Source organism: Spiroplasma endosymbiont of Halictus nicosiae (genome assembly GCF_978018445.1).
Window position 1 is genome coordinate 790,402 of the sequence record NZ_OZ389573.1, and the last position, 12,244, is coordinate 802,645.

Here is a 12,244-nt window from a genome sequence, read left to right on the forward strand (position 1 = left end):
TTTCATTCTAATCTCCTTTAACCATAATTTAAAAAAATACTAAAAATATTCTTTTATTAAAACAACAATTATTTTATTTAAGTTTTTTCCTTGTTATTTGTTTCAGAATTAATATTTAATTTAACACGACTAATAAAACTTTCGCGTAATAATAGATTAACTTTCGGAACTAATAAACGTAAATGATTACGATATTCAGCTAAAATTAGGTCTGAAGTATAATAAAATATTAACAATAAAAGTAAAACAATTGTGGCACAAATTGTTGAAATAATTGTTGTAATATTATCAATTTGAATCGCAAAACTATCAGGGGGAATATATTGTTGACCATAAACATATTCTTTAAATATACCAACCTTTTTATCACGCATCACATCATCAACAAATTTAATAATGAATTCTAACCCAAATCATAATAATTGAAATTGTGCTACAATCGGTTTATTTGCTGGTGAACGATATTTTCATTCACACGTCATAGCAAACAAAATATTAAAACACATAGCAAAAGATAATCCATTAATAACTTGCAATGCTAAGTAAGCTTCTGGCGAATGATTAAATGCAGTAATACTAAAAAAAATAAATCATAGTAATAACCCTAACCCAAAGCAATATTTAACACCAATTTTATTATACAGTAAATGACAAGCTAAATAAGCACCAAAAAATTGTGGAATTAGGAATAATTGTTCATTTAAACGAACAAATTGGTTGACTTTTCAAACATCATGGTATTTTTCTCATGTGCGTTGGCCTAACAATCAAAGATAAATATTTGATTGAGACACTTCTTTTAAAATAATAATTAAAATTACCATAAAAAAGATAATTAATACTTTTCCTCATTTAAATGGTTCAAACATTTTTTGCTGTTCAATCGTAAATGATGTTGATTTAAATTCTTTATGTGAAAATAAAGCATATAAAATGGTTGCACCCGCAATAGCAATTATTGCACCAATTCCAATAATTCCTATTTGCAACTGATTAGTTAAATTACTTCCTACTGTAATAACAATATTATTAAACTCACTGCCAAAAATAAGTGCAAATGTCATTAATGGCGCTACTAAACTAATTGTTTTAAATGGAAAAAACTTACGGCCATATGCTTCATTATATGATAAAAAATAACTAGCCTTTGTAATAATTCCAAAACCAAGAAAAATTGCCGCGATAATTAATGTTGGTGCGGAAGGATAAACAATTAAAATAAAAATTCCAAGCATTGATATTCCAAGCATTGTATATTGAAAAAAATGTCAACCAATACGAGAAAAAAACTTATGTAAAAATACATAAGGAATCATCGCCAAAAAAGCATAAAGAGAAAGGGAAGTTGCTGCAATAATGGCAATTCCTTCCATATTATTAATTGATGCGGCAAAGAATAAAACACGAAACTCAAAATTATCACCAATAATTGATGATAATGCAAATCAATATAAAAACGTTTGAATAAAGAATGCCTTCTGACTAGTATGTTTAATTTTAATGTTTTTTATTAAAATTAATATGTAAAGAACAAATAACAATAATAACATTAATGGATTAAATAAAAAAACACCTCAATTATTTTGTAACACATCTGCACCCTCTTTCTGTCTTATAAATTATAACATAACCTAAATAATTACATCTGTTCAATAACATTAACCCCTAATAAATTAAAGGCATTTGATAAAACTTGATAAATTACTTTAATAAATACTAAACGCTGTTTTGTTAATTCTAAGTTATCTAAATTAATAACTTTTGATTCATTATAATATGAATGGAATTGCCGCGCAATATTTTGCACATAATCACAAACAAGATGTGGTTGACGTAATTTTGCTGCTCCTTCAATGCAACGATTAAATAAATCAATCTCATTTAAAAGGTCTAATTCTTTTTGTGACGTTAATAATTCAAAGGTTTTAACATCCGTAATATTAATTTTGCTCATTTTGGCTTGTTTTAGCACGCTATTACAACGCGCTGTTGCATATTGTGCATAATAAACAGGGTTTTTTGAAGAATGCTCTTTTAAAATACCAATATCTAAGTCCATATGACTTTGAGCACTTTTTGAAGCTAACATATAACGAATTGGGTCAACTCCAATTTCTTCTATTAAGTCAATTAATCAAACTGCTGTTCCTTTTCGTTTACTCATTTTATATTCAACACCCTCTTTAATTAACCGTACCATTTGAATCATATCAATATCTAAAATGTCTTTTTTATACCCTAATAACTGTAACCCCGCTAACATTCGCACAATATAACCGTGATGATCACCACCTCAAAAATTAACCAATTTATCTGCTTTGCTTCGCATTAAACGTTCATTATGTGATGCTAAATCAGGAGTAATATAAGTTAAATCACCATTTGATTTAACTAAAACACGATCTTTATCATCACCAAAGTCAGTTGTTTTTAATCATAATGCACCATCTTGTTCATAAGTTTTTCCCAATTTGGCATATTGGGCTAATGTTGCATCAATTTTTCCTCCCTCGTACATTACAGCTTCAGAAGAATAATATTCAATATCAACTCGAAATAATTTTAATTGCTTTTTAATAATATCTAAAAATAAATCAACTGATTTTTTGCGAAACATTTCATGTACCTTTGGATCACTAATTTTATAATCCTTTTCAAAAGTTAAATTAATAAATTTATCTTGATAATTGTCAACAAAATATTTTGCAACATAATCATACATATCGCCACGATATGCATCAGGAGGTAATTCGGTTTTTTTACCCAATAAATTTAAATAACTAACAAAAACCGTCACTGCTAAAGTATTTATTTGATTACCAGCATCATTAACATAATATTCAGTTTGAACATGATAACCAGCTGCTCGCAAAATCCGAGCAACACTATCACCAATGGCACCATTCCGAGCATGACCAATATGTAAAAATCCCGTTGGATTAGCTGAAACAATTTCTAAATTATAAGTAAAATTCTTTGGAGCTGAATATCCATATTTTTCTTCTCGTTTTAAAACCTCATTAATAACTTGATGTAACTGATCAACAGCTAAGGTAAAATTAATAAATCCCGCACCAGCAATTTCAATCTTTTTAAAATATGATTTATTATTTTTTTCAATAAAAGCAATAACTTCTTCAGCAATTTTATTTGGTGCCTTTTTTAATTTTTTTTCTAGTAACAAAGCCAAATTGGTTGATAAATGACCAAATCCTTCTTGACGTGGTTTTTCAACCATCACTGGTGTTGTTAAATTATTTGCCTTTAAGTACTCTTCTAACAGATTTTCAATTAATTTAACATTCGTATTCATAATTGTGGTTCCTTTCTTCTTTTATTTATATATATTTTACATAGTTTTTATAATTACTTATCTTTTTTTTAATTTTACAATAATAAAATCCATCAGTATTATTTTCATAACCAAAAATTTGTTCTGTTACAATAATTTTTAAATCCGGATGTTTTGCTAAAAAATTGCGGATTTGAACAGTATTTTCATATCCACCAAAAGTACAAATAGAATAAACCAAAATTCCACCTGGCTTTAACAATTGATAAGCTTTCTCTAATAATTGTTCTTGAATCTCAACTAAATTTGCTAATTCTTGATTAGTCAAAGTATGATATTTAATTTCTGGTTTTCGTTTAATTACCCCTAAACCACTGCAGGGGGCATCACAAAGAATTTTATCATATTGAATTTCAGGATTAATTTTTCTAGCTTCTAATAAATGTGGATAAATATTCGTAATTCCTAATCGACTAGCATTCATTTTAATTAAATTAATCTTCTTTTCACTAATATCATATGCATCAATAATCCCTTTGTTGTTCATGATTTGACTTAAATGTGTTGTTTTGCCACCCGGTGCACTGCACATATCTAACACGCGATCAGTTTCTTGCGGATTTAATACTTCTGCAATGCGCATACTCATTTCATCTTGAATAAAAATTAAATCTTTTTTAAACATTTCTGAATTAACAATTGGTTTATCGGCAATTACACCCACAGAAGATACTAAACTTTTTGTTAAATTATAATTTGAATATTGAACTAATAATTCATCTCGACTAATTTTTAGGGTATTAACGCGAAATGAAAGTTTTGGAATTGTTAAACTATCAACCATTACTTGCTGAGCAATATCTTCACTATATTTATTACGAAGAATTAAATATAATGATGATGGAAAACTATATTTAATACTTAATTTTTTTGTTTCATCAGCAATCTTAATTTCAAAAATCTCATCTTTACTGGCAAAAATCTTTTTTAACGTAGCATTAATAAAACCAGCATACTTTGGATTTAGATTTTTACTAATATTAACAGCTTTATTAACAATTGCATAATTAGGGATACGATCTAAAAAACGAAATTGATAAATACTCATTCATAATAAAACTTGTAATTTTTGATTAGTTTTTTTGGATTGTAAATTGTAAATGCAAATGTAGCACTTTATTGAAAAAATAAAGTGCTTTTTATTTTGTAAAAAATACTTATATTTATTGGATTAATCGTTAGATAGTATCTTTTACACTTAATAAAATATGTTTTTTCAGAAAAATCCATCCTTTCTTTTCTTAAAAAATTTTGAATAATTGTTTTATTTAGTTGTTAGTTAATTGTTAAATATAATTACTAAAAAATATATTTAATAAACAAAGAATTAAAAAAGATAATGAGATAAAAAAAGATACTATCTAACGATTAATCCAAAATTCAATCTTTAAAACTTAATATTTTTTGATGCTTAAAGATGGATAACTCATCTATGGCACGAAGCCTTAAAGAAAGTGTGAAAGCGATTGGATTTACTACTCCTATTTATTTCTTTAATTCTCGGCAAGATTAATCACTTGCGAAATGTCAGAGCATGTCTTTTTTGGCTTGTTTTCATAAAAAGAGTGTTGTTAAACCGAAAAAACAATATCGGACACTAAAAAAACAAGAGGGTTGGAACTCCAAAAGCCAAAAGGTTATTTTCTTTATATAAAGTTGTGTAGGGATAAATGAAGCATAATTAATAACTGGGTAAACTGTTTTTTGTTTATTTCCGTATGGGGGTAAACTCTATCAAAATATCCTATCCGCCCCCGCCCACCTTCAAAGTGGAGCGGGCGGCGAAGTAATTAAATATTAAAATAAATTATTTACTAAATATCAAAATATTAACCAATAAAGGAATATTATGTTTTTTTACAGAAAGGAAAATATTTGAATAAAAAATGAAATAAAAAAATTAAAAATAAATTACAAGAATTAATGATACAAGCTTATCTGGTAACAGTAAATGATATTAAGGCTCTGTGTAGATATAAACGGCAAATTTATATCTTGTTAAGTTAATAATAAAATATTTTTAATAAATTGCAACAACTTTTTCAGAAAAAATTAAATTTTTGTAATTTTATCTTATTTTATTCATATTTAAGCACACTAAAAAATAATTTATTAAATTTTAACTAATAAATTTATTTAAAATTTTGTAAAAACATTGTCTTTGCACTTAGTCAATTTAAACATGGTCGGAGTTTATCATTTATAACATTAACTACTCAATCTATCATTTTTTGACTAATATTAGTAAAATCAATTCCCTTAGAAAGTCAATATCTAAATTCACCGTTCATATGCTCAATTAATGGTTTTTGTTGTGGTTTACCGGAGTCACAAAAATAAACTTGTGTCTCAGCAAATATTTTCATTTCTTTTTATTTACTAAATTCTTTTCCACGATCTGTTATTATTCCTTTAATTTTTCCAATTAAATTATTATTTTTAGCAATATCTTTAAATTTTTCTAAAACTTCATTAGCAGTATTATTTTTTAATTTCATTACAAAATAATTTTTACTTGATTGTTCTACTAAAACTAAATTACTAGATTGATGGTCTTTTCCTACAACAGTATCCATTTCAAATTATCCAACATTAGAAACTTTATTTTCAATATCTCAAATTGATTTAAAGTTAATTAATTTACCACGATTATCAGTTTTTCCTTTTGTTTTATATTTTTTACCACGATGGGGTAAATTTTCTTTTTTTAATCCAAATTCACCTAAGCGAATTCATTTATACAATGTTTTAACACAAGCAGGAAATTTAACACCAAACTCCAAGAAATAACGATAAATTAATTGTTCGGGTGTATCCTGGTATTTATTAAATCTTATTTTAATAAAATCTAACTGCTCTTTTGTAAATCTAGGTAGTTTTTTAATGCATTTTTTACGTTTTTGTTTATAATCTTTTTGTGCTTGATATGGATTATAATCTTGTATATTTTTAAATCGATTTATTTCTCTTTTAACAGTATTAACTCCACGACCCGTTTGTCGTGATATTTCAGATAAATTAATTGTGCCATTTTTCTTTTTAAAAGTATCAGATAATAATAAATCCTTAAATAAATCTCGTTCATCAAATATTAAATGTTTAAATTTTCTCATTTTTATACAAATTCCCTTCATTTTTTCTTATAATGTATTATATATAAAATAAAGAGGTTAATAAATATGCAAGAATTTAGTAAAGTTAACAATAAAAAACGAATTATTAGTTATGAACATTTAAATAAAAAATATGATTTAAATTTTAGTGACTATAATTTTGGTTTTGATTGAGAAGTATTTAAAGATTTTGTTGGTGATAGTTATGCTCGATATTTTACTTCGCCAAGTTTTTTTAAGTTTGTTTCAGCGGGTCCTGGTACTAATAAAACATGAAATCATTTAGCAGAAAAATTATTTTTTGCTTGTAATTTTGCTGATGCTTCATCTAATATTTTGCGAAGATAGGCCAACACCCACGAAGATACTACATTTGGCGATACAATTAATGTGTGTAACTATTTATATGATAAATATGGGATTGATATAGGGGCCCGACAATGAAAATGGAATTGTTTGACCTAAAAATGTTAAAGAAGGCGGCCAGATTGTTTTTCCTAGTGGTGTTCGTATTGCTTTTGCTGGTTATGCTAATGGTAATAAAATTATGGGTAAGGTTGGTAAAGGTAGCGGTATTATATCGACATGAACAGATGAAATGATACATGCTGAAGAAAAAGAAATTTTAACTGATAAAGAACTAGATAAAAGATATAATAATTTAAGAGTTTCAATGTTTCGTTCAAAAAGTTTAAAAGTATCTTATGAAAAATATACTGATGATGATGGTAATAAACAATATAATTTAGATAATCCTATTACTAAAAAAAGAATTATCTTGGACATTTCAAGAATGAGATAATATAACAAAAAAATTTATAACAGTAACAACATATTTTCATAAAACATATTCTAATCAATTTACTTTTAATCCTTTTGATAAATACCATGTTTTTTATGAAAAATTTGTAACACCATTTTTACCTTTAAATGAAAGAATTAAAAATATTTTAAAAGAACACAATCAGGTATATTCAGAAAACAAACAAGCATTTAATGGTTTGGGTATTTTTAATTTGCGTTTAACTATGGGTGCTGTTTGAAATAAAATACCTGATATTACTAAAAAATTGTTTTAGCAAATAAAGAAGAACGACCCGATTTATTTGAACTTGAATACTACGGTTTTGAATATAACGATAATGACCCCAGTATTTATGTTTTACGAAATTATCGTAAATATATTAAAGAATATAATTTACAAGATTTTTATAATACAAATACAAAACAGTATCAATTTGATAGTTATTCAATTGGTGTTGATTATACTAATGGTAGTGAAGATCACACGGTGTTTTTATTTAGTGGTTATAAAATTAATGAAAATAATGAATATGATAAATATTTAATTGAAGAAAATATTGTTACACCAAAAAACGCAATGAATTTAAATGAAATAGTTGAACATTACGGGCAATGAATAATTAATACATTTGATAAATTTGATGGTTTTGAATATACTACATTTCATTATGATATTAATGCACACGACTTTATGCAAAAATTACAAGAAGATATTTACCCTTATTTGGGTTATAAAATTAAAATGTTTAAAGCTAAAAAACATCAGACATCCCTTAACAAAGAAGCAGGTATAATCAATCGTGTAACATGAATAAGAAAAATGTTTGTTCAAGGCAAAATATATGGCATGTTGGATAACTTCCCATTTTTAGATAAGTGTATTAGTGAACTAAGATTTAATGATACCAAAACAAACACACCTGATATTAAAATGTACCATGACCCATATGATGCTTTGTTTTATGGTTCTTATCCGTATCGTTTTAAAATGGGAATTTAAAATATTTATGTTAATACTATTGAAATAAAATTAAAGAATATTTCACTTAACTTTTATCTATATGTTTATTAAATCTGAAATAGCAGATTTTTTTAGGTTTTGGGCGAGCGGTTGATTTTCTTAAATTTTTGTGATAAAATAATTTACAAATTAAAAAAGATTTTTAGGTTCTTTCAAACAAATTTGGGAACCTTTATAAAATTCTTCGCTTAACGCTTAGAATTTTTCCCAAGTATTTTGAAAAGCGCGGCAAAAGTTTTTTAAACTTTAAGGCATTTTTCACAAACTTATGAAAATAACCGCGAGCCCAGATTAGTAATAAAATATAATTACAATAACAATCATTCTAAACAATCTCCTTTCTAAAACATATTTAAAAATGCTTGACTTATATATATAATGTCAATAGATCTTGATAAAAAGTTTCAAGATGAAAGAAAGAAAATTATATAAAATGAAAAAACTTTTAAGTTTATTAAGTGTATTAACAGATGGAACCATTTGTTCTTCAGGAGTTGTGTTAAATAATAAATTATATATTGCTTCAGATGATAATAATGTTTATGAATATGATCCTTTAGAATTAATTGAATCTGAAATCATTAATATTCAAGAACAAATAAAACTAGGATTATATTTATACTATAAAAAACAAAATCCTAGTTATGAAATTAAAAAAATTTACAATATTAATTTAGAAAATTTAACATTATCTGATGTTACATATTAATGATTTTTGTAAAGATTCTGACTCAACATTTATAAATAATAGTAGTATCGAACAAACACAAAATACAGTTTCTTTTTCTAAACAATTAACAGAAACAAATACATTTCAAAAAATGAATGGATTTTCTAAATCAAAATTAACATCAAATACTGAAAATTGAAATTGAAATTGAAATGGTAAAGTTACAGTAAAAACTAGTAGTAATGCTGGTGTTCCACTTGTTTTTGGTGCAAAACTTGAAGTTACGGGTGAAGTTGGAGCGGGTAAAACATGAGGGGGATCAAAAAATTATTCTATAGGAGAAGTTACAAATTCTTCTAATACAGAAATTAAAACAACTACTGAAACTATGACAATAAATCTCCCTTCTCAACCAGTAAAAATATCACCACATAGTAAAATTTCAATTTCTGTTAATGCCTGAAAGAATAATATAGTACTTATTTTAAGTTATTATCAAAAAGTTCAAGGTATGGTTAGTGTCGATTTCCTTGATAAAAACAATAATAGAACAACAGTTTTTATTTCAATAAAAGATGCTATGTCTAGCTTACTAGAAAATAATATTTTACCTTCAAAAATTATAATAAATAATGATAATAGCATAAAATTTTCTTATGATATTAAAAGTCAAAAAGAAATAATTATGCATCAGACTGAAATTGGAGAAGCTATTCCATTAAATTCATATGAACAAAATGAAACATTTAAAGATAACACAATGGGCGTAGGGTTATAAAAAATTAATTATAAACATAGTATAAAAAAATATTAAATCTTTTAGGAATAATAACTTTAATTGGAACAAGTACAACAAGTTTAGTTGCTTGTAACACATCACAATATACTTATACTGAAAAAGAATTAACAGATTTAAAAGAAAAAAATAATATAAATACAAAAGATGGTATTTTAGAATGAATAGCACCACAAGAAAAACCATTTAAAAAAGTTGATAATAAATGATATTTTGTTATATGACATGGTTTATTTAATAATGAATGAAAAATTAATGTGTTTAATAATAATGCAGTACAAATACGAGTTGATACCACTAGCGATTGATTAATGAAAAATTTTGATGATTTACAAGTTGGATATGGTAGAAGTTGAAAAGATTGAACAAATTATCCAAATTATTTTAAATCAGTTTATCGTTGAAATTTAGATATACAAAAACCTAATTTAATTATTGATAAATATGGTAATTTAAAAATTAATGAATAATAAAAAGTCATTTTAATAAATGACTTTTTATATTTCTAATTTAATTAATGATAGTTTTTCATTTCATCAAAAGTTATTTTAATATTATCTTCAACTAACTTTTTAGCTATATTCATTCAATCTGCTTTAGAATAAAGTAATTTATATCATTGCGAAAAATAGTTTAAATATTTTTCTATTTTGTCATTAGAAATAATTAAATTAGTTAAATATTTTCCATATTCTCCGTTTGATAATTTAATTTCAGCAGGAATAAGGAAGGGTATATTGTTTGTTTCTAATTCATTTGTTATTGATAATCAATTAAAGTAATTTGCCTCTAATTGATAAATAGGATTTTCTGAAATATCTTTATTTTTAACATTTACTTTAATTTCATTATCTTTGTTATTATTAACTTGTTGTTTTAAATTTCAATCTATAATTTGTCCTGTTACGATAAACTGATTTAAAATAATTTGGATAATTTGTTCAATCTTTTCAACTTCTACCATATCCAACTTGTAAATCATCAAAATTTTTCATTAATCAATCGCTAGTGGTATCAACTCGTATTTGTACTGCATTATTATTAAACACATTAATTTTTCATTCATTATTAAATAAACCATGTCATATAACAAAATATCATTTATTATCAACTTTTTTAAATGGTTTTTCTTCTGCATAAACTTCTTTTCAATAATTTATTGGTTCAGGTGGAATAGGACCACTATCACTAAAATTAAAATACATTGAATTTAATTCAACCACACAATTTTTAAATTCTCAATAACCAACTTCCCCTATCTCTGTAGGTTTAGATATTAACTTAAAATAGTAAGAAGAAAATAACTTGATATCAATAGAACTAGATAATATTCCAGAATATATTTAAAAAAATAGTAAATTAATTAATTTTGTTAGTAAATTATTTACATTAATTACAAGTTATTATGATATTAATGACAATATTGAATTTATGGTATTAGGAGATGGTGCACCTTGAATTAAAAATATGGCAAAATTTATTCAAGAATATTTTCCTAAAAATAAAGTACATTACACGATAGATAAATTTCACCTTACAAGTAGATTTAAAAAATTATATCCTTATCAAAGTAAAAACAAAGAAAACAGAGAAACATACCATAAAGCAGTCGATTATTTTTTAAAATGGTAAATATGAAGAATTATTAGAACGCTTAGAAAACAGTGCTTCTTTTATAAAAGAATCAAAAATGAAATTCTTAAAAGAGACAATTAAATTAATTAAAAATAATGAAGAAGGTATCAGAAATCAAACATTATGAAATAATATTGGTTGTCATATTGAGGGTGATATATCACATTACTGTAAAGGTGTTTTGGTTAAAAAAGCAACTTATCATGAAAAAACTCTTAAAAATAAATTAAATACTAGTATGATAAATTTTAAAAATAAAATTAATTTATTTAATACTAATGAACCATTAGAAGAAAATAGAATTAATTATTCAGTTAATAATTTTGTAAATAATAATTTACAACCAAACTTATATTTTTATTAATTTTATCTAATAAATAAAGTAATATAATTTAGATAAGTAAGTGGTATTTTTATTTCACAATTTTTAAGATATTAATTAAAACCCTTAAATAATACATACAGGTGTAAAAACTAAATTATTAGAGACATTAGAAAAGGGTTTAGGATAAAAATAATATATTTTTTGCATAAATTTTAAAAAGTATAGTATAATATTGATAGATAGTGTGGTGTTTATATGGAGGGCTTCTTGACAACAAGCATAACAATCTTAGATTTAGACATTCCAGTAATCGGGTTAATTGGTTTTCTACTAGGATTTGCAGCGCTATTATTATTTGTTTATTTTATTATTACTTTTTCTTTATTTCGAAGTAAAAAAAGCAGTAGTAATTGAACGAATATTGTAAAATTAAAACAAGAAACTAATTTTAAGGAAAACATTGAGTATTTTGAACAAGAAATTATGCTAGCTAAAAAAATGGGTGATAAAAACTAGCAGTTTCTTTTT

The 12,244-nt window shown here is 24.8% G+C and carries 14 protein-coding genes and 1 pseudogene; 9 read left to right on the forward strand and 6 right to left on the reverse strand.

Annotated features, from left to right (window positions below):
• Positions 1–77 precede the first annotated feature (77 nt).
• The 4 genes and pseudogenes from ACZ91P_RS05420 to ACZ91P_RS05435 form a co-directional block, all read right to left on the reverse strand.
• The gene (locus ACZ91P_RS05420; protein ID WP_465158353.1) at positions 78–1,592 is read right to left on the reverse strand and encodes a hypothetical protein; all 1,515 of its coding nucleotides are present in this window, start codon (positions 1,590–1,592) and stop codon (positions 78–80) included.
• A 47-nt stretch (positions 1,593–1,639) separates the two neighbouring features.
• Positions 1,640–3,313, reverse strand: coding sequence for an arginine--tRNA ligase (gene argS / locus ACZ91P_RS05425; protein ID WP_465158354.1), 1,674 nt, complete (start codon positions 3,311–3,313; stop codon positions 1,640–1,642).
• Between the two features lie 25 nt (positions 3,314–3,338).
• On the reverse strand, positions 3,339–4,502 hold the full coding sequence (gene rsmB / locus ACZ91P_RS05430) for a 16S rRNA (cytosine(967)-C(5))-methyltransferase RsmB (protein ID WP_465158954.1): 1,164 nt from the start codon (positions 4,500–4,502) through the stop codon (positions 3,339–3,341).
• Positions 4,503–5,484: 982 nt separating this feature from the next.
• Positions 5,485–6,465: pseudogene (locus ACZ91P_RS05435) on the reverse strand (IS30 family transposase).
• 66 nt (positions 6,466–6,531) lie between these two features.
• On the opposite strand from ACZ91P_RS05435, the gene ACZ91P_RS05440 reads away from it, so the two are divergent.
• The 6 genes from ACZ91P_RS05440 to ACZ91P_RS05465 all read left to right on the forward strand — a co-directional run bounded on the left by ACZ91P_RS05440 (position 6,532) and on the right by ACZ91P_RS05465 (position 10,226).
• A complete protein-coding gene (locus ACZ91P_RS05440; RefSeq protein WP_465158355.1) occupies positions 6,532–6,813 on the forward strand; it encodes a hypothetical protein in 282 nt (93 codons plus the stop codon).
• Positions 6,814–7,012: 199 nt separating this feature from the next.
• Positions 7,013–7,267 carry a hypothetical protein gene (locus tag ACZ91P_RS05445; RefSeq protein WP_465158356.1) on the forward strand — a complete coding sequence of 85 codons (255 nt, stop codon included), beginning with the start codon at positions 7,013–7,015 and terminating at the stop codon, positions 7,265–7,267.
• Between the two features lie 489 nt (positions 7,268–7,756).
• Positions 7,757–8,269 (forward strand): hypothetical protein, encoded by a 513-nt coding sequence (locus tag ACZ91P_RS05450; protein ID WP_465158357.1) that lies wholly within the window; start codon positions 7,757–7,759, stop codon positions 8,267–8,269.
• Positions 8,270–8,723: 454 nt separating this feature from the next.
• Complete coding sequence (locus ACZ91P_RS05455) at positions 8,724–8,999, forward strand: hypothetical protein (protein ID WP_465158358.1); 276 nt, start codon at positions 8,724–8,726, stop codon at positions 8,997–8,999.
• Entirely contained in the window at positions 8,986–9,738 is a 753-nt protein-coding gene (locus ACZ91P_RS05460; protein ID WP_465158359.1) for an ETX/MTX2 family pore-forming toxin, read from the forward strand. The genes ACZ91P_RS05455 and ACZ91P_RS05460 overlap by 14 nt, the downstream gene beginning before the upstream one ends.
• A gap of 329 nt (positions 9,739–10,067) precedes the next feature.
• Entirely contained in the window at positions 10,068–10,226 is a 159-nt protein-coding gene (locus tag ACZ91P_RS05465; protein WP_465158360.1) for a hypothetical protein, read from the forward strand.
• A 44-nt stretch (positions 10,227–10,270) separates the two neighbouring features.
• On the opposite strand, the gene ACZ91P_RS05470 is transcribed toward ACZ91P_RS05465, so the two are convergent.
• Together ACZ91P_RS05470 and ACZ91P_RS05475 are read right to left on the reverse strand one after the other, a co-directional pair.
• Positions 10,271–10,720, reverse strand: a complete 450-nt coding sequence (locus ACZ91P_RS05470; RefSeq protein WP_465158361.1) for a hypothetical protein — start codon at positions 10,718–10,720, stop codon at positions 10,271–10,273.
• Positions 10,620–10,979 (reverse strand): hypothetical protein, encoded by a 360-nt coding sequence (locus ACZ91P_RS05475; protein ID WP_465158362.1) that lies wholly within the window; start codon positions 10,977–10,979, stop codon positions 10,620–10,622. The genes ACZ91P_RS05470 and ACZ91P_RS05475 overlap by 101 nt, the downstream gene beginning before the upstream one ends.
• A gap of 244 nt (positions 10,980–11,223) precedes the next feature.
• On the opposite strand from ACZ91P_RS05475, the gene ACZ91P_RS05480 reads away from it, so the two are divergent.
• The 3 genes from ACZ91P_RS05480 to ACZ91P_RS05490 all read left to right on the forward strand — a co-directional run bounded on the left by ACZ91P_RS05480 (position 11,224) and on the right by ACZ91P_RS05490 (position 12,232).
• Positions 11,224–11,388: a hypothetical protein gene (locus ACZ91P_RS05480; RefSeq protein ID WP_465158363.1), complete on the forward strand. Its 165-nt coding sequence runs from the start codon at positions 11,224–11,226 to the stop codon at positions 11,386–11,388.
• A gap of 58 nt (positions 11,389–11,446) precedes the next feature.
• The gene (locus tag ACZ91P_RS05485) at positions 11,447–11,755 is read left to right on the forward strand and encodes a hypothetical protein (protein ID WP_465158364.1); all 309 of its coding nucleotides are present in this window, start codon (positions 11,447–11,449) and stop codon (positions 11,753–11,755) included.
• Between the two features lie 228 nt (positions 11,756–11,983).
• Positions 11,984–12,232, forward strand: a complete 249-nt coding sequence (locus ACZ91P_RS05490; RefSeq protein WP_465158365.1) for a hypothetical protein — start codon at positions 11,984–11,986, stop codon at positions 12,230–12,232.
• Positions 12,233–12,244: the final 12 nt, after the last annotated feature.